The 18255-nt window shown below is 73.6% G+C and carries 15 protein-coding genes and 1 tRNA gene; 8 read left to right on the forward strand and 8 right to left on the reverse strand.

Translation table 11 applies throughout. The annotated features are described in order from the left end of the window. Nucleotides 1-32: 32 nt before the first annotated feature. From K2224_RS02295 to hppD, 3 genes are all read right to left on the reverse strand, one after another. The gene (locus K2224_RS02295; RefSeq protein WP_221905003.1) at nucleotides 33-497 is read right to left on the reverse strand and encodes a VOC family protein; all 465 of its coding nucleotides are present in this window, start codon (nucleotides 495-497) and stop codon (nucleotides 33-35) included. Nucleotides 498-867: 370 nt separating this feature from the next. Then, a complete protein-coding gene (locus tag K2224_RS02300) occupies nucleotides 868-2232 on the reverse strand; it encodes an FAD-binding oxidoreductase (RefSeq protein WP_221905005.1) in 1365 nt (454 codons plus the stop codon). Between the two features lie 150 nt (nucleotides 2233-2382). Beyond that, entirely contained in the window at nucleotides 2383-3540 is a 1158-nt protein-coding gene (gene hppD / locus K2224_RS02305; protein ID WP_221905006.1) for a 4-hydroxyphenylpyruvate dioxygenase, read from the reverse strand. 129 nt (nucleotides 3541-3669) lie between these two features. Between hppD and K2224_RS02310 the strand changes: the two genes are divergently transcribed. The 6 genes from K2224_RS02310 to K2224_RS02335 all read left to right on the forward strand — a co-directional run bounded on the left by K2224_RS02310 (nucleotide 3670) and on the right by K2224_RS02335 (nucleotide 8620). Continuing rightward, complete coding sequence (locus K2224_RS02310; protein ID WP_026247941.1) at nucleotides 3670-4137, forward strand: Lrp/AsnC family transcriptional regulator; 468 nt, start codon at nucleotides 3670-3672, stop codon at nucleotides 4135-4137. Nucleotides 4138-4220: 83 nt separating this feature from the next. Then, the gene (locus K2224_RS02315; protein ID WP_221905008.1) at nucleotides 4221-4868 is read left to right on the forward strand and encodes an ABC transporter permease; all 648 of its coding nucleotides are present in this window, start codon (nucleotides 4221-4223) and stop codon (nucleotides 4866-4868) included. Between the two features lie 76 nt (nucleotides 4869-4944). Beyond that, complete coding sequence (locus K2224_RS02320; protein WP_260693399.1) at nucleotides 4945-6177, forward strand: ABC transporter ATP-binding protein; 1233 nt, start codon at nucleotides 4945-4947, stop codon at nucleotides 6175-6177. Beyond that, complete coding sequence (locus tag K2224_RS02325) at nucleotides 6174-7061, forward strand: ABC transporter permease (RefSeq protein WP_221905009.1); 888 nt, start codon at nucleotides 6174-6176, stop codon at nucleotides 7059-7061. The genes K2224_RS02320 and K2224_RS02325 overlap by 4 nt, the downstream gene beginning before the upstream one ends. Next, nucleotides 7058-8059 carry a glycine betaine ABC transporter substrate-binding protein gene (locus K2224_RS02330; protein ID WP_221905010.1) on the forward strand — a complete coding sequence of 334 codons (1002 nt, stop codon included), beginning with the start codon at nucleotides 7058-7060 and terminating at the stop codon, nucleotides 8057-8059. Before K2224_RS02325 ends, K2224_RS02330 begins: the two co-directional genes overlap by 4 nt. Before the next feature lie 138 nt (nucleotides 8060-8197). Continuing rightward, entirely contained in the window at nucleotides 8198-8620 is a 423-nt protein-coding gene (locus K2224_RS02335; RefSeq protein ID WP_221905011.1) for a hypothetical protein, read from the forward strand. 55 nt (nucleotides 8621-8675) lie between these two features. Here K2224_RS02335 and K2224_RS02340 read toward each other — a convergent pair whose 3' ends face one another. The 4 genes from K2224_RS02340 to K2224_RS02355 all read right to left on the reverse strand — a co-directional run bounded on the left by K2224_RS02340 (nucleotide 8676) and on the right by K2224_RS02355 (nucleotide 14228). Then, nucleotides 8676-9461, reverse strand: coding sequence for a S16 family serine protease (locus K2224_RS02340; protein WP_221905012.1), 786 nt, complete (start codon nucleotides 9459-9461; stop codon nucleotides 8676-8678). A 145-nt stretch (nucleotides 9462-9606) separates the two neighbouring features. Beyond that, the gene (locus K2224_RS02345) at nucleotides 9607-10248 is read right to left on the reverse strand and encodes an IclR family transcriptional regulator (RefSeq protein WP_221905013.1); all 642 of its coding nucleotides are present in this window, start codon (nucleotides 10246-10248) and stop codon (nucleotides 9607-9609) included. Nucleotides 10249-10699: 451 nt separating this feature from the next. Beyond that, entirely contained in the window at nucleotides 10700-12493 is a 1794-nt protein-coding gene (locus tag K2224_RS02350; RefSeq protein ID WP_221905014.1) for a DEAD/DEAH box helicase, read from the reverse strand. 127 nt (nucleotides 12494-12620) lie between these two features. Continuing rightward, nucleotides 12621-14228: an MFS transporter gene (locus tag K2224_RS02355; protein ID WP_221905015.1), complete on the reverse strand. Its 1608-nt coding sequence runs from the start codon at nucleotides 14226-14228 to the stop codon at nucleotides 12621-12623. A 161-nt stretch (nucleotides 14229-14389) separates the two neighbouring features. Between K2224_RS02355 and K2224_RS02360 the strand changes: the two genes are divergently transcribed. Next, a complete protein-coding gene (locus K2224_RS02360; RefSeq protein WP_221905016.1) occupies nucleotides 14390-15253 on the forward strand; it encodes an alpha/beta fold hydrolase in 864 nt (287 codons plus the stop codon). Nucleotides 15254-15376: 123 nt separating this feature from the next. Continuing rightward, nucleotides 15377-15448: transfer RNA gene (locus tag K2224_RS02365), tRNA-Cys, on the forward strand. 462 nt (nucleotides 15449-15910) lie between these two features. Here the strand turns inward: K2224_RS02365 and K2224_RS02370 are convergent. After that, nucleotides 15911-18253, reverse strand: coding sequence for a xanthine dehydrogenase family protein molybdopterin-binding subunit (locus tag K2224_RS02370; RefSeq protein ID WP_221905017.1), 2343 nt, complete (start codon nucleotides 18251-18253; stop codon nucleotides 15911-15913). Between the last annotated feature and the right edge of the window lie 2 nt (nucleotides 18254-18255).

An 18255-nucleotide genomic window follows, 5' to 3' on the forward strand; every position in this document is an offset into this window, starting at 1 on the left:
CGCCCCGATGCGGACCCAAGGAGGAACTCGCCCTAGTGCAGGCAGAATTCATTGCCCTCCGGGTCCGTCATCACCACCCACTCGCCGGCCGGTTCGACGACCTTGCGCCGGACCCGGGCGCCGAGGGCGCAGAGCCGCTCCGCCTCCGCGTCCCGCCGCCCCGCAGGGCCGTGCAGATCGATGTGCAGCCGGTTCTTCCCCGCCTCGGTCTCCCCGCGCGGTATGCGGTTGAAGAGCAGCCGCCGCCCGAGCCCCGTGCCGCTGTCCGGGTCGAAGGGGTCGTCGGGGTGGCGGACCGCCGCCGCGTCCCGCCAGGCGCGCCGGCCGTGGTGGTCGACGACGCTCTCGGCCGTCACGGCGCCGAGACCGAGGAGCCGGCCGACGAGGGCGCTGTGGTCCTCGATCTCGTAACGGAGCGCGCCCGCCCAGAAGTCGGCCTGGGCATGCGGGTCGTGGGCGTCGACGACGAGTTTCCAGTGCAGGGGTGCAGCGTTCATGGTCACCACTTATATCCCCCGGCACTGACAACGGCCGGCGCGGCGGCGGTCAGTGCGCCCGGGCGGGGCGGTGCTGTCCGGGGCGGCACGGGCCGTCCCCCGTCATCGGCGGCTCCTCTCTCCGACCGGCGGGCGTCTGCCGGTCCGGGGAGCCGAGCCGCCGGGCACAGGACGGGATACGGCCGCGGTCGGCGCCGGGAACGCCTGCCGGCCGTGCAGAGCGAGGTCCGTGTGCGCATGACGGCACGCGGTACGGCGGCGCCGCGGGGATATCGGTCATGAGGAACGCGGCACGTCCCACCGGGGTTTCGGGACGGCTTCCAGGACCCCGGAAGCCGTTGCCGGGACCCCGGAGCGGCTTTTCGGAACCTCAGAACAACTTCCCCGGGTTCAGGATCCCCAGCGGGTCGAAGACCTGCTTGATGCCGCGGTGCAGGGCCACGCCGTCGGGGCCGAGCTCGCGGGCCAGCCAGTCCTTCTTCAGGACGCCGACGCCGTGTTCGCCGGTGATGGTGCCGCCGAGGCGGAGGCCGAGCGCCATGATCTCGTCGAAGGACTCGCGGGCGCGCCGCTCCTCGTCCGGGTCGGCCGGGTCGAAGCAGACCAGCGGATGGGTGTTGCCGTCGCCGGCGTGCGCGCAGACGCCGATGGTGAGGTCGTGCTTCTCGGCGACGGCGGCGGCGCCCGCCAGCATCGTGGCGAGCTGCGAACGGGGCACGCAGACGTCGTCGATGAGCATCGCCGGCTTGATCCGCTCCAGGGCGGTGAAGGCCAACCGACGTGCCTGGAGGAGGAGTTCGGACTCGGCGGCGTCGTCGGCGGGGACGACCTGGGTGGCGCCGGCCGCCTCGCACAGCGCGCCGACCGCGGCCAGGTCGGCCGCCGGGTCGGGGGTGTCGAAGGCGGCCAGCAGCAGCACCTCGGTGGTGTCCGGCAGGCCCATCTGCGCCATGGCGTTGACCGCGCGGACGCTGGTGCGGTCCATCAGCTCCAGCAGGGAGGGGGTGTGGCCCTCGGCCATGATCCGGCAGACCGCGTCGCCGGCCGCCGTCACCGAGTCGAACTCGGCCACCATGGCGAGCTGTCGGGGCGGCGCGGGCTTCAGCGCCAGGGTGGCCCGGACGACGACGCCGAGGCTGCCCTCGGAGCCCACGAAGAGGCGGGTGAGGTCGTAGCCGGCCACGCCCTTGGCGGTGCGCCGGCCGGTCCTGATCAGCCGGCCGTCGGCGAGGACCACCTCCAGGCCGAGCACGTACTCGGCGGTGACGCCGTACTTCACGCAGCACAGGCCGCCGGCGGCGGTGCCGATGTTGCCGCCGATGGTGCACGTCTCCCAACTGGAGGGGTCCGGCGGGTAGTAGAGGCCGTGCTCGCCGACGGCGCGGGAGAGGACGGCGTTGACGACGCCCGGTTCGACCACCGCGATCCGGTCGACGGGGTTGATCTCCAGGATGCGGTCCATCTTCACCAGAGAGAGGACGATGCAGCCGTCGGTGGCGTTGGCGGCGCCGGCGACGCCGGTGCGGGCACCCTGCGGGACGACCGGGACGCGCAGCTCGGTGGCCGTGCGCAGCACGTGCTGGACCTGCTCGACGGTGCGCGGCAGGACGACCACGGCGGGGCTGCCGGCGTCGCAGAAGTTGGCCGTATCCCGGGCGTAGGAGCCGGTGACGTCGGGGTCGGTGAGCAGCGCTTCCGCCGGCAGCCCGGCGCTCAGACGTTCGATGAGGTCCATGCCCTCACCCTGCCATGGGGCCAGCGCGCAGCGCTGTCTTCTGGGGGTGGAGGTCGGGCGACGGGCGGGCAGGCCGCACACGGAAGATCGTGTACGGCCCACGGAGTGGCCGGGAAGCGCCCCGCGGAGTGGCCGGGAACCGGTATGCGATCAGAGGTTGCCGCGCCGGTCCTGTTCGCGCTCGATGGCCTCGAAGAGGGCCTTGAAGTTGCCCTTGCCGAAGCCGAGGGAGCCGTGCCGCTCGATCATCTCGAAGAAGACGGTCGGCCGGTCCTGGACCGGCTTGGTGAAGATCTGGAGCAGGTAGCCGTCCTCGTCGCGGTCGGCGAGGATCTTCAGCTCGCGCAGCTCGTCGAGGGGGACGCGGGTCTCGCCGACCCACTCGCCGAGGGTGTCGTAGTAGGTGTCGGGGACGTCGAGGAACTCGACGCCGGCCGCCCGCATCTGGCGCACGGAGGCGACGATGTCGTTGGTGGCCAGCGCGATGTGCTGGACGCCGGGGCCGCCGTAGAACTCCAGGTACTCGTCGATCTGGGACTTCTTCTTGGCGACGGCCGGCTCGTTGAGCGGGAACTTCACCTTCTTGGTGCCGTCCGCGACGACCTTGGACATCAGCGCCGAGTACTCGGTGGCGATGTCGTCGCCGACGAACTCCTTCATGTTGGTGAAGCCCATGACCTTGTTGTAGAAGGCCACCCACTCGTCCATCATGCCGAGCTCGACATTGCCGACGCAGTGGTCGATCGCCTGGAAGAAACGTTTTGCCGGAGCGGCGACCAGCGGCTGCGCGGCGACGAAGCCCGGCAGGTACGGACCGTCGTAGCCGGAGCGCTCCACGAGGGTGTGCCGGGTCTGGCCGTAGGTGGCGATCGCGGCGCGGACGACCGTGCCGTGCTCGTCCTTGGTCTCGTAGGGCTCCGTGAGGCCCCTCGCGCCGTGCTCGACGGCGTAGGCGTACGCCGCGCGGGCGTCCGGCACCTCGATGGCCAGGTCGACGACGCCGTCGCCGTGCGCGGCCACGTGGTCGGCGAGGAAGCGGCCCCACTCGGTGGTCGGCTTGACCACGGAGGTGAAGACGAAGCGGGCGCCGCCGGACTCCAGGACGTAACTGGCCGTCTCTCGGCTGCCGGTCTCCGGGCCCTGGTAGGCCACCCGCCGCATGCCGAAGGCGGTGGCGTAGTAGTGCGCGGCCTGCTTGGCGTTGCCGACGGCGAAGACGACCGCGTCCATCCCCTTGACCGGGAAGGGGTCCGCCTGCCGGGCCGTGGCGGGGGTGGTGGGCTGGGTGTGCATCGTGGTCTCTGCCATGTCCGCAGAGTCCCGCCGATCCACAAGGTGCGCAATAGTTTGTGCAATCGCTGGGCACTATGCACAGCAACTCGACGGTTTCGCCGGGCGATCTGTACATGATGACCATCGAAATCGGAGGTGACGGCCGTGGCGATCGATCATTTGGACGGGGCGCTGCTGGAACTGCTCGCCCGGGAGCCGCGGATCGGCGTGCTGGAGGCGTCCCGCAGGCTGGGGGTGGCCCGCGGGACGGTGCAAGCGCGGCTGGACCGGCTTCAGTCGAATGGCGTGATCAGGGGGTTCGGGCCGGACGTGGACCCGGCAGCGCTGGGCTATCCGGTGACCGCGTTCGCGACCCTGGAGATCAAACAGGGCCAAGGCAGCGACGTACGGGCCCACTTGGCGTCCGTTCCGGAAGTGCTGGAGCTGCATACAACGACCGGACACGGGGACATGCTCTGCAGGCTCGTCGCGCGGTCGAACGCCGATCTCCAGCGGGTTATCGACCTGGTCGTGGGCTTTGATGGCATTGTGCGGGCATCGACGGCGATCGTCATGGAAAATCCGGTTCCGCTCCGGATCATCCCGCTGGTGAAGCAGGCCGCGGGAGGCTGACGGCGGCGGGCCGCGGCCGGCTCCGGGCGGCCGCGGCCGGCTCCGGGCGGCCGGGAGCGGTGACGGACGGCAGGAGGCGACGGGTGAGCTTCTGGGAGTACGTCGGCAGTCGGCACACCCAGCTGCTGACGGACACGTTCCAGCACGCCAGCGCGGTCTTCCAGTGCATGGTGATCGCGACGGTGCTGGGCGTCGTCATCGGCGTCGCCACCTACCGCAGCGAGTGGGCCGGGGCGCTGGCGACGACGGCCACCGCGACGATCCTGACCATTCCGTCGCTGGCCCTGATCGGCCTGCTGATCCCGATCGTCGGCCTGGGTGTCGCGCCGACCGTCGTCGCGCTGACCCTGTACGGGCTGCTGCCGGTGGTGCGCAACGCCATCGTGGGGCTGCGCGGGGTGGATCCGGCGCTGGTGGACGCGGCCAAGGGCATCGGGATGTCGCGGGCCGCCCGGCTCCTCCGGGTCGAACTCCCGCTGGCCTGGCCGCCGATCCTCACCGGTATCCGGGTCGCCACCCAGATGCTGATGGGCATCGCGGCCGTCGCCGCCTTCGCCTCGGGCCCCGGCCTGGGCAACGAGATCTTCCGCGGGATCGCCTCGCTGGGCAGCGCCAACTCGCTCAACCAGGTGCTCGCCGGCACGCTCGGGATCGCCGTGCTGGCCCTCCTCTTCGACGCCGCCTACGTCCTGATCGGACGCCTGACCATTCCCAGGGGGATCCGTGCCTGAGCCGAACGGGAGCCGCCGGAGCAGCACCGGCGCCACGGAGCGGGCCGCGCGCCCGGCCGCCTCGACGGGCGCCGCCATCCGGCTGGAACATCTGACGAAGGTCTACCCCGGCACCCCCGCCCCGGCCGTGGAGGACGTCAGCATGGAGATCGGGGCCGGCGAGACGGTGGTGTTCGTGGGGCCGTCCGGCTGCGGCAAGTCCACCACGCTCAAGATGATCAACCGGCTGATCGAGCCGACCTCGGGGCGGATCCGGATCGGCGACGAGGACGTCACCGCCATCGACCCGGTCGGGCTGCGCCGCAAGGTCGGCTATGCCATCCAGGCGTCCGGGCTCTTCCCGCACATGACGGTGGCGCAGAACATCGCGCTGGTGCCGCGGATGACCGGCTGGTCCAAGGCGCGGACCAGGGACCGTGTGGCGGAGATGCTCGACCTCGTCGGGCTGGACCCGGGCGAGTTCCACCACCGCTATCCGCGGCAGCTCTCCGGCGGTCAGCAGCAGCGGGTCGGGGTGGCCCGGGCGCTCGCCGCCGACCCGCCGGTGCTGCTGATGGACGAGCCGTTCGGCGCCGTGGACCCGATCACCCGCGACCACCTCCAGGACGAGCTGATCCGGCTCCAGCACGAGCTGCACAAGACCATCGTCTTCGTCACCCACGACTTCGACGAGGCGATCAAGCTGGGCGACCGGATCGCGGTGCTCCGCGAGCGCTCGCACATCGCCCAGTTCGACACCCCCGAGGCCATCCTCACCAACCCGGCGGACGACTTCGTCTCCGGCTTCGTGGGCGCCGGGGCGGCGCTGAAGCGGCTGAACCTGACGCGGGTGCGGGACGTGGGGGTGGTCGACTTCCCCACCGCGCAGCTCGACGACCCGCTGGAGTCGATCTTCGATCTGCTGCGGGACGGCGACACCAACGAGGTGCTGCTGCTGGACCGGCACCGCCGCCCGTACAAGTGGCTGCGCCGCGGCGACCTCTCGCGGGCCAAGCAGTCGCTGGCCCGGGCCGGCACCCTCGTCACCGACACGGTGACCAGGGACGCGACGCTGCGCGACGCCCTGGAGGCGGTGCTGACCGACAGCGCGGGCCGGGTCGCGGTCACCGGCCGGCGCGGGGAGTACACCGGTGTGGTCGACATGGAGACGTTGATGAACAACGTCCACGAACTGCTGGAGGAGGACCGCCTGGAGGCCCTGGAGCAACAGCACCAGCTCCGGGCGCAGCGCGCCCACCGGACCCAGCTCGCCCAGGAGGGCCTGGACGGTGCCGGCGGGCCCCAGGGCGGCGCGGGAGGCCGGGCGTGAGGCCGGGCGCGTCCCCGGGCGGCGGGGGCCGCGGCGGGCCGTCGGAGGGGACCGGCGGGGCGGAGCCGCCGCGGGACGCGGAGACGGCGTCCGGGACGGCACCCGTCGGGGCCGGCAGGGCCGTCGGGCCCGCCGCGCCGGGCGGGCGCCGGATCAGCTGGCAGAAGTGGACGTTCATGCCGGCCTTCCTGACCGCCGCGCTGCTGGCGACCTGGCTGTGGTTCCGCGGCGCCCGCCTGGACTCCATCGCGCACCAGGCGGTGGACCACGGCAAGGTGTGGCTGGCGGTGCGCCAGCACCTGGAACTGACCGCCGTGTCCACGGTGTTCGTGCTGGTGATCGCGATTCCGCTGGGCATCGCGCTGACCCGGCCGCGGCTGCGCCGGGCCACCCCGCCGGCGATGGCGCTCGCCAACCTCGGGCAGGCGGTCCCGGCGCTCGGCCTGCTGGTGCTGCTGGTCATCTGGCTGGGCATCGGGGCCCGTTCGGCGATCGTCGGCATGGTCGTCTACGCCGTGCTGCCGGTGCTGGCCAACACCCTCGCCGGGCTGCGCGGCATCGATCCGACGCTGACCGAGGCGGCCCGCGGGATCGGGATGTCCTCGCTGGGCGTGCTGGCCAGGGTCGAACTCCCGCTGGCCGTCCCGCTGATCCTGGCCGGGGTGCGGACCGCGCTGGTGCTGAACGTGGGCACCGCGACGCTGGCCACGTTCGGCGGGGGCGGCGGGCTGGGCGACCTGATCTCGGCGGGGATCATCACCCAGCGGATGCCGGTGCTGATCCTGGGCTCGGTGCTGACGGTGGCGCTGGCGCTGCTGGTGGAGTGGCTGGCCTCGCTGGCCGAACTGCTGCTGCGGCCGCGCGGGTTGGAGGTGGCGACGTGAGGGGGCGGGCGCGGGGGCGCCGGGGCGGGCCCGCGGCGGCCGGCGCGGTGCTGTCGGCCGCGGCGCTGCTCGGCGGCTGCGGGCTGGTCAGCGGCAGCCCGATGCCGGACGACGTCCGGCCCGGGACGGTGGGCCGGGGACTGCCGTTGAAGGGCGCCGAGCTCACCGTCACGTCCAAGGAGTTCACCGAGAACATCATCCTCGGCCAGATCATGGGGCTGGTGTTCAAGGCGGCCGGCGCCACCGTCGTCGACAAGACCAACATCCAGGGCACCATCGGCGCCCGGGAGGCGGTCCGCACCGGCACCGCGGACGGGATGTACGAGTACACCGGCACCGGCTGGATCACCCACCTCGGGCACGTCAAACCGATCCCGGACCCGCAGCGGCAGTGGGCGGCGGTGCGGGACGCCGACCGCCGCAACGGCATCGTCTGGCTGCCGCAGTCCCGGCTGAACAACACCTACGCGCTGGCGCTGAACGCCGCCGACGAGAAGAAGTACCGGGTGCGCACCCTCTCCGACGTCGCCGCGCTGCTGAAGAAGGACCCCGGCGCGGTCACGCTGTGCGTGGAGAACGAGTTCGCCACCCGCAACGACGGCCTGCCCGGCATGGCCAAGGCGTACGGGATGAGCATCCCGCCGGGCAACGTCCGGCGGATGACCGGCGGCGTGGTCTACACCGAGACGGCGAAGGGCACGTCCTGCACCTTCGGGGAGGTGTTCACCACGGACGGCCGGATCAAGGCGATGGGGCTGACGGTGCTGACGGACGACCGGCACTTCTTCCCCGACTACAACGCCGCGCCGGAGATCAACGCCCGCAGCATCGCGCGCCATCCGCGGATCGCCGACGTCCTCGCGCCGGTCACGGCGGCCCTGGACAACGCCGTCGCGCAGAGGCTCAACGCCGAGGTGGACGTCGAGGGCCGGGACCCGCACCAGGTCGCCAAGGAGTGGCTGCTGAAGGAGGGGTTCATCAGGGAGGGCGGCGGCTGAGGCCCGCCGGGTGGGGCGAGTGTGCGGAAAAGGGCCCGGACCCCCGCAAGATCACGTATGGTTGCGCCACCCGAAAGCGAACAAGTGTCGCAGTCGTCGCACGGACGGCCGCGACAGGGGGAAAGGGCAGAAAACTCCATGAGGGCATCCCGCCTCCGGCACCGTCTCGCCGGTGCCGCCACCGTCGCCGCCCTGGTCGGCGCCGGCACCCTGGCCGCCGCACCGACCGCCGCGGCCAAGGCCAACCTGATCCACATCGACAAGGTCGCGCTGGACGCGCCGGGCCTGAAGGTGAACGTCACGTACTCCTGCGACCCCGGCATGCACCACGAGCTGGTCGCCAACGCCGAGCAGCTCACCTCGTCCAAGCTGGCGACGCGCGGCGCGGGCACCGTCAAGGGCGACAAGCTCGTCTGCGACTACGCCGACCACGTCGCGCAGGTGAAGCTCAAGACGGGCGGGGGCGGCTTCGCCAAGGGCGACGAGGTGAAGGTCACCGTCTTCTACTTCGACGAGGACGGCTTCCGCTACGCCGACCAGGAGACCATCGCGACCCTCTGAGCGCACCTCCGGGCGAACCCCCGAGGGCGGCCCCGGCCACCCTCGGGCTCCCGGCTCAACCGGCGCAACTGGGCACCGCACCACCGGAGTTGAGGGCCTTGAGGGCGTCCACCGCGCCGTCCAGGGTGGTGACCGGGATCAGCCGCATCCCGGCGGGGAGTTCGGCGCGGGCGTCCGAGCACTCCGCGCGCGGCACGAGGAAGACCGTCGCGCCGTCGCGGCGCGCGGCCTGGGTCTTCAGGGCCACCCCGCCGACCGCGCCGACCGCGCCGTCTGCGTCGATGGTGCCGGTCCCCGAGACGGTCCGGCCGCCGGTGAGGTCGTGCCCGGCGCCGTCGCCGTCGAGCTTGTCGACGATGCCCAGCGCGAACAGCAGGCCCGCGCTGGGCCCGCCGATGTCCGCCAGACTCAGGGTGACCTTGACGTCCTTGGGGGACTTGCCGAGCCGGCTCAGCGCGGCCCGGGTGGCGCTGTCCTGAGACTGCTTCATCTGCTCGGCGTTGTGCTCGGCGATCTCCTCGGTGCTGTTGCCCACCGGGTAGACCGAGTCGCGCGGCATCACCGCCTCGTCGGTGCGGAACCACGCCCGGACGACGTCCGGCAGATGGACCGAGGCGTCCGGTCCGGTGGCGGTGATGGAGGTCATCCGCAGCTGCCCGCTGGTGTCGCGGGTACGGGCGCCGGAGACGGTGATCACCGGCTTGCCCTTGTCGTCGCCCAGGACGTTGGCCGTGACGCCCGGATAGGCGACCGCGTACGGCAGCGGCGCCAGGGCCGCGGTCACGAGGACGGCGAGGACGAGGGCGGTGCAGACCAGCAGGGCACGGGCGCGTGAGGACACCCCGCCACCCTAAATGACCCCCGCCCCGTCCGCCCCGTGCGGCGCCGGGCCACACGGCAGCGCCACAGGGTCCCCACACCGGCCACGTGCGCGCCGCCGCCGCGCGCCGCCGCCGTGTACGGGCCGCCGTGTGCGAGCCGCCGGCTCAGCGCAGCGCTTCCGCGACCTCCCGGGCCGCGTCCACCACCCGCGACCCGATCCGCTGCCCGACGTCGTCCGCCAGCAGCACCACACCGACGCTGCCCTCTATGCCGCTGACCCCGAGCAGCGGTGCCGCGGCACCGCTGGCACCGGCCTCCAACTCCCCGTGCGTCAGGGCGAGTCCGCCGTCGTGGAGGCGGCCCTGGCGGGCCTTGAGGATGGCCCGGCCGGCGGCTCCGCGGTCCAGCGGGTGGCGGAACCCGGCGCGGTAGGCGACGTGGTAGTCGGTCCAGGTCGGCTCGACGACCGCGACCGCCAGCGCCTCGGCGCCGTCGACGAGGGTGAGGTGCGCGGTGGCCCCGACGTCCTCGGCGAGCGAGCGCAGCGCCGGCAGCGCGGCCTCCCTGACCAGCGGGTGGACCTGGCGGCCCAGGCGCAGCACGCCCAGCCCGACGCGGGCCCGGCCGCCGGCGTCCCGGCGCACCAGGGCGTGCTGCTCCAGCGTGGCCAGCAGGCGGTAGACCACGGTGCGGTTGACGCCGAGCTTCTGCGAGAGCTCGGTGACGGTCAGCCCGTGGTCGGTGTCGGCGAGAAGTTTGAGGACGCGCAGTCCTCGGTCGAGCGTCTGAGAGGTCTCTGCGGTCACGACGCCCCTCCTGGAGTGAGTGGCGGCGTCCGTACGCGGAGCGCTGTCCGTCCCGGAAACAGCGCCCTGGAGCCGCCGGCCGCTGTGCACCGGCTGCGCTCCGCGGCGGCGCTGCCACGGGGCGTGTGCGTGACCGGGACAGTAGCGATCCGCTCCGGTCAGCGGAAGAGTCCGTCCAGAATCCGGGCGTCGCCGCCCGGAATATCCGGGCTCGTCCGCACCGTGAGCCGCCCTCGGAGGAGTCAGGATGCGCCACCCCGCTGCGGGGTGGCAGTTTGGCCTGCGATCCGGTAGAAGGGGGCCGCGCCACGCATCCGCACCGTTCCCCCACCGAACCCGCACCGGGCCTCCACGGAACTGCTGCGCCACGGACACCGGCGGCGGGTGGTGGTCGGCGAGGCGGTGGCGACGGGTGGCGGGCGGCCGGCCCGGCCTCCCCCGCGGCACGCGCTCAGCGCATCCGCGTCGCCCACTCGCGCACCTTCCGGATGCGCTCGTTGAGCTGCCCGGCCGTGGCCTCCGCGCTCGGCGGGCCGCCGCACACCCGGCGCAGCTCGGTGTGGATCACTCCGTGCGGCTTGCCGCTCTGGTGGACGTAGGCGCCGACCAGGGTGTTGAGCTGCTTGCGGAGCTCCAGCAGCTCCTTGTGCGTGACCACCGGCCGCCGCTCGGCGGGGATCTCCAGCAGGTCCGCCTCGCTGTCCGGCTTCTTCCTGCTGTGCGCTATCTGCCGGGCCTGCCGCTTCTGGAGCAGCAGCTGCACCTGGTCGGGCTCCAGCAGCCCGGGGATGCCGAGGTAGTCCTGCTCCTCCTCGCTGCCCGCGTGCGCCTGCATGCCGAACTCGGCGCCGTCGTAGAGCACCCGGTCGAAGACCGCCTCCGACTCCAGCGCCTCGAAGGAGAACTGCTCCTGCTCGCCGGTGTCCTCGTCCTGCTGCTTGTTCGCCTCGTCCATCTCCTGCTCGGACTCGGCGTACGGGTCCTCCTCGCCGTCCTTCTTCGGCTTGTCCAGGACGTGGTCGCGCTCGACCTCCATCTCGTTGGCGAAGCCGAGCAGCATCGGGACGGTGGGCAGGAAGACGGACGCGGTCTCGCCGCGCTTGCGGGACCGCACGAAGCGGCCGACGGCCTGCGCGAAGAACAGCGGGGTGGAGATCGTGGTGGCGTAGACGCCGACCGCGAGCCGGGGCACGTCCACGCCCTCGGACACCATCCGGACCGCGACCATCCAGCGGTCGTCGGAGTGCGAGAAGTCGTCGATCCGCTGCGAGGCGCCCGCGTCGTCGGACAGCACCAGGGTCGCGCCCTCGCCGGTGATCTCCCGGATCAGCTTGGCGTACGCCCGGGCCTGCTCCTGGTCGGAGGCGATGACCAGCGCACCGGCGTCCGGGATGCCCTTGCGGACCTCGGTCAGCCGACGGTCGGCGGCCCGCAGCACGTTCGGCATCCACTCGCCGCGCGGGTCCAGCGCGGTGCGCCACGCCTGGGAGACGGCGTCCTTGGTCATCGGCTCGCCCAGCCGGGCCGCGATCTCGTCGCCGGCTTTGGTGCGCCAGCGCATGTTGCCGCTGTAGGAGAGGAAGATGACCGGGCGGACCACGCCGTCGGAGAGCGCGTTGCCGTAGCCGTAGGTGTAGTCGGCCGACGACCGGCGGATCCCGTCGTTGCCCTCCTCGTAGGCCACGAACGGGATCGGGTTGGTGTCCGAGCGGAACGGGGTGCCGGTCAGCGCCAGCCGCCGGGTCGCCGGCTCGAACGCCTCCAGGCACGCCTCGCCCCACGACTTGGAGTCGCCGGCGTGGTGGATCTCGTCCAGGATCACCAGGGTCTTGCGCTGCTCGATGCGGTTGCGGTGCAGCATCGGGCGGACCCCGACACCGGCGTAGGTGATCGCGATGCCGTGGTACTCGCGGCCCAGCGGGCCCGCGCTGTACTCCGGGTCGAGCTTGATGCCGATCCGGGCCGCGGCCTCCGCCCACTGCTTCTTCAGGTGCTCGGTCGGCGCGACCACCGTGACCTGCTGCACGACGTGGTGGTGCAGCAGCCACGAGGCGAGGGTGAGCGCGAAGGTGGTCTTGCCGGCGCCGGGGGTGGCCACGGCGAGGAAGTCCCTGGGCTGGGTCTGGATGTAGCGGTCCATGGCCGCCTGCTGCCAGGCACGCAGCTTGTTCGCGGTACCCCACGGGGCCCGGCCCGGGAAGGCCGGGGACAGGTGATGGCTGTTGGTGGCGCTGGTGGTAGTCACGGTCTCCGTCGGCTGAGGTCGGCGATCGGCAACCGCGTCAGCCTACCGGTGCCGCCCGGCCCGCCCGGCGCGGAACGGCCGCTCCCGCGACGGGGTGGGAGACAGCTCACACCGGCCCGCCGGACGGTCACCGGCCCCCGGCCCGGCCGGCCTTCGGACGCAGCCGGACCGATACCAGCGCACCGGCCGCCGCCACCACCGCCATCGCCGCGAAGACGGCCAGGAAGGCCGCGGGGTGGCTCGCCCCGACGCCCGCGGGACCGCCCGGCGCGGCACCGGCCGCGGCGATCGAGCCCCCGCCGAAGGCGACGAACAGCACCCCGCCGACACCGACGAAGGCCACGTTGCCCAGCGCGTCGGACATCTGCAGCGAGGCGGAGTTGCTGCCCGCCTCCTCCGGCCGGGAGAGCTTGAGCAGCAGCACACCGCCGCTGGAGATGTTCAGCCCCATGCCGAAGCCGCCTATCGTCCACGCCGCGGCGACCGTCCAGACCGGCACCCCGTCGACCAGCACCAGCGGCACCAGCACGATCGCCGTGGCCAGCAGGGCCATGCCCAGGCCCATCAGCCGCTCGCGGTGGGCCTCCAGACCCGGGCGGCTCTGCACGTACGAGCCGAGCGCCCAGGTCAGTCCGCCGCCGGTGAGGGAGAGGCCGGCGAGGGTGGCGGACAGCCCGCGCTGGGTCACCAGCAGCAGCGGAATGAAGCTCTCGGCGGCGACCAGCGCCCCGGCGGCCAGACCGCGCATCAGCACCACCGTCGGCAGCCCGCGGCCGGCCCGGAACGTGCCGCGGGGAAGCAGCCGCACGATCGCCGGGGCCAGCAGCACCAGCCCGACGGCGGCCGGCAGCAGCGCGAGCAGGCTCGGGTGCTGGCCCGCGTACTGCAGCAGCGACGCGCCCACCGCGACCGCCAGCGCCAGCCGGCAGCGGCGGCTGCCCAGGATCCGCCGGAGGCCGCCGTCCGCCCCCGGGGCCGTGCGCGGCAGCTTGCGCAGCGCCGGCAGCATCACCCCGAGCGGCAGGAGTATCAGCACGGGTATGGAGAGGAACACCCAGCGCCAGCCGAACTGTTCGGTGACCGTCCCGGCGACCAGCGGTCCGACGATCACCGGCACCACCCAGGCCGCCGAGAACGACGCCATGACCGCCGGCCGCAGCCGCTCGGGATAGCCGCGGCCGACGACGACGTACAGCGCCACCACCGCCAGGCCGCCGCCCAGGCCCTGCACACCGCGCCCGGCGACGAACATCCCCATGCTCTGCGCCCCGCCGGCGACCACCAGTCCCGCGCCGAACGCCGCTATCCCGCTGAACAGCGGCGCCAGCGGCCCGCGCCGGTCGCTCCACACCCCCGAGAGCGCCATCGCGAACAGGCTGGCCGTGAAGAACGCCGAGAAGGCGAAGGCGTAGAGCCCGATGCCGTCGAGGGCCCGGGCGGCCACCGGCATGGCGGTGTTCACCGCGCTCGCCTCGAAGGCGATGAGCGAGACGACGGAGATGATGCCGAGAGTCAGGGCACGGTGCTCCCGGCCGAGGACGCCGCCGGAGCCCTCGGCCGCCGGCCCCGCAGGCGGGATCCGTTCCCCGGCGGGGGTACGGTCCGCTTCCGGAGCGGTGGCGGTGCCGGCGATGTCGGGTACAGCGATATCGGGTACGGCGGTGTCGGATGCGGCGGTGCTGCCCGTCGCGGCCGCGGGGGCCGCGTCCGCCGGGCTGGAGGGGTCAGCGGTCATCGGGCCAGCGTAAGGGCCGTAAAGGGGCTGCGCCCCTGTCCGGAGTCGGGGATTCCCTCGGTCGTCGGTCCTACGCCGACGGCCGCGGCCGCCCCCGTGCCCGCCCCCGCCGCGGCGTTCCGGTCGCCGGGCGGCGGCGCACCGTCCGGCAAGCTGTCCGTATGCCGCACTTCCGCACCTACGACGGCGCCGAGCTGCACCACCGCGTGCTCGGGCCCGCCGACTCATCGCTGCCGCCCCTGGTATGCCTGGCCGGCGGCCCGGGCCGGGACGCCGCCTACCTGGGAGACCTCGGCGGCCTGGCGGAGCACCGGCGGCTGATCGTCCCGGACGGCCGCGGCACCGGCGCCTCGCCCGCCGCCACGGACCCCGGGCGGTACGCCTTCCCGCACCTCGCCGAGGACGTCGAGGCACTCCGCGCCCACCTGGGCCTGGAGCGCTTCGCCCTGCTCGGCCACGACGCCGGGGCCACGGTGGCGCAGGCGTACGCCGCGGCCCACCCCGAGCGGCTGACCCGCCTGGTGCTGGTCTGCCCCGGCTCCCGGCTGCAGGGCGAACTCCCCGACGACGCACGGGAGATCTTCGAGGCCCGCAAGCACGAGGAGTGGTGGCCGCGGGCCGCGGCGGCGGTCCGGGAACTGACCGAGGCATCCGACCCGGCGCAGGTCCGCGAGCTGCTGTACGACGCGGCACCGCTGGCCTACGGGCGCTGGGAGGCGCCGCAGCGGGCCCACGCGGCCGCCGAGGGCGCGCAGTTGGGGCCCGTACCGCGCGCCGGCTTCTGGCAGGGCGTGGACGAGGCCGCCCGGCGGGCGCTGCTGGCGGGACTGCGGCGGGTCACCTGCCCGGTCCTGGTGGTCACCGGCGACCGTGACGCGGTCGCCGGCATGCGCGCGGGCGAGCTGGTCGCCGCCTCCTTCCCGGACGCCCGGCTGCGCCCGCTGCACCTCGTGGGCCACTACCCCTGGGTCGACGAACCGGACCTCTTCCGCCCGCTCGTCGAGGGCTTCCTCCACGCCCCCTGAGCCCGCCGTCCCACCGGCCACCGTCCTTGTGTGAACCGCGTGTTGCAGCCTCATGGCAACCCGCCCGCCACCCTTGCCCGGCCCCCCGCCCGGCCGCCTAAAGTCGGAGACGCACCGCATCCCGGCCGTGTGCCCGAGTGGTTCAGGGACTCGCCTGCAAAGCGAGTTACGTGGGTTCGAATCCCGCCACGGCCTCCTTCCGCGCAGCGCCTCGGCGCATCGTGCGCGGGCGCTTCGGCGCAGTCGTCCGACGGCGGCCCCGACAACGGCGGGGGCCGCCCTCAGGCGCGCCGGAAGGCTCCGGACCGCGCCGACTCCCCTGTTGCGCCCGCGAGTTCGGGCCCGGCCGGCTCCGGCTCCCGTGCGGCCGTGTCCCCGTCCCCCGTGCAGTTCGCGCACCTTGCTCGCCCCCCTCGCGTCCGGCGGCACCTGCCGCCGGTCGGCCGTCCGCCGGTCACCGGCAACGTCGCCTCGACGTCGTCGCCGTCACCGATCACCGGCGCCGCGCGCGGATTCGCACGCTGAAAACAACGGTAGGTGACCGCACTGACAATCGCCGTGACGGAGAGTGAAATCGCAGGTCGTGGAGGGGATGCGCGCGGATCGGCGGGACCGCGCGGTGCGGGGCCGAGGCCGGCCCCGCGCCGCGCGGCGTCGTCACTGCGGCTGGGAGGTCGCCGGCATCTGCACCGGCTGCGCCACGGCCGCCTGGGGTCGGATCGGCAGCCGGCCGATCGGACGGCCGGTGGCGGCGCGGACCGCCGACGCGACCGCGGCCGGCGCGGTCACCACCGGCACCGCGCTGGCCGCCTTGGCGCCGAACGGCGCGACCACGTCGCGTTCCTCGACCAGCTTGACGATCCGGATGTCCGGGGCGTCCAGCGCGGTCGGCAGCGCATAGCCGGTCAGGTCGGGGTGGCGGACCTGGCCGCGCGTGGTGCGGAGGTTCTCCATCAGCGCGGCGCCCAGCCCCTGGGTCACCCCGGCCTCGATACGGGCCCGCAGCTGACGGGGGTTGAGCACCCGGCCCACGTCCTGGGCCACGGTCATCTCCACCACCCGGACGGTGCCCAGCTCGATGTCCACGTCGGCGACGCAGCGGACGGCGCAGAAGGCGAGGCCGACGAACGCGTCGCCCTGCCCCGTCTCGTCCAGCGGCTCGGTGGGGTGCGGCCGGCACTGGGCGGTGGCCCACAGTTCCTTGCCGTCCAGCGCCTCGGCGACGGTGGTGCTGAGCACCCCGTCGTACGAGGTGATCTTGCCGTCGGCGATCTGGAGCAGCTCGGTGGACATCCCGAACTTGTGGGCCAGCGGCTGGAGGAGCTGGGTGCGGACCATCTTCGCGGCCCGCTCGACGGCGCCGCCGGAGACCCAGGTGTGCCGCCCGTGGCAGGCCCGGCCGGCCGGGGGCTGATCGGTGTCCACGCCCGCGACGTGCACCTCGTCGACGCCCAGGGTCTCCTGGACGATCTGCCGCGCCAGTGTGGAGAACCCCGAACCGGTCTCCACCGCCGCGCAGATGACGGTCGCGACCGAGCCGCTGACCTTGACGGTCGCCGTGGACACCTCGTCGGCGCCCTCCGCGCCCAGCATGTGCACCATGCCCAGGGCGTAGCCGACCCCGCGGCGGACCGCGCCCGGTTCGCCCGCGCCCTCGGGGCCGCCCGGCAGCAGCCAGTCCGCCTCGGGGGTGTCCTTGGGCAGCTCGGGCAGCGGCGCCTCGGTGACGGCGCGCAGCAGCTCGCCCACCGGGGCGGGGCAGGTGACGGTCTGCCCGGTGGGGAGCAGGTCGCCGGTGGCCATGACGTTGCGCCGGCGGATCTCGTCCGGCTCCAGTCCCAGGTGGGCGGCGAGCTTGTCCATCTGGCCCTCGTAGGCGGCGCAGACCTGGAGCGCGCCCTCGCCGCGCATGTGCCCGGACGGCGGGTTGTTGGTGCGCACCGCCCAGCCCTCGACGACGGCGTGCGGGACGACGTACGGACCGCAGGCGAACGAGACCGCGGCGGCCAGCGCCTCGGCGGAGGTGTCCGCGTAGGCCCCCGCGTCCATCAGGATCTGCGCCTCCACCTTGACCAACTTGCCGTCGGCGTCGGCATGGTGGCGGTAGCGCAGCAGCGTCGGGTGCCGGTGGGCGTGCGCGAGGAAGGACTCCTCCCGGGTGGCGGCCAGCTTCACCGGGCAGCCCGTACGGAGCGCCAGCAGCCCCAGGGACAGCTGGATGCCGGGGTCCTCGCGGTCCGCGGTGGCGCCGGGCACGCCGGTCACCACGACCTTGACCTGTTCCCGCTCCAGGCCGAAGGAGGCCGCGGCCAGGTCACGGTCGCCGTGCGGGTCCGTGGAGGCCGTGTAGATCTCCACCCCGCCGTCCGGGCGCGGCACCGCGAGGGCGGCCTCGGCCCCGATGGGCGCCGGGTCCTGCCGGCCGATCCGGTAGAAGCCCTCGACCATCACCTCGCCCACCGCCTCGGCGTCGCCGAAGCGGAGCGGGATGTGCCGGACGAGGTTGCCGTCGGGGTGCAACGGCTCGGCCTCGAAGGCGAGCTGGGGGTCGGTGACGGCCTCCAGGACCTCGTACTCGACGACGATGGCGGCGGCGGCCAGCCGTGCCGTGTCGGGGTGGTCGGCGGCCACCGCGGCGATCGGCTCGCCGTGGTAGCGGACCTCGTCCCGGGCGAACACCGGCCGGTCGGCGGTGCCCCGGCCGTATCCCTTGTCGCCGGGCACGTCCTCGTGGGTGACGACGGCGCGCACGCCCGGCATCTCCGTGGCGTGCCGGATGTCCACGGAGCGGATCCGCGCCCGGGGGTGCGGGGAGCGCAGCACGGCCGCCCACAGCAGGCCCTCGGCCCACAGGTCGGCGGCGTACGGGAAGGTGCCCTCCGTCTTGGCCCCCGCGTCGGCGGGCATCAGGGAGACGCCGAGCCCGTGCGGCGGCTCGACGGGGATCTGGACGCCCGCCGCGGGCGTCGCGGTCACGGCGCCTTCAGTCGTTCCACTCATGC

The sequence above is a fragment of the Streptomyces sp. BHT-5-2 genome (assembly GCF_019774615.1).
Lineage (GTDB): Bacteria > Actinomycetota > Actinomycetes > Streptomycetales > Streptomycetaceae > Streptomyces.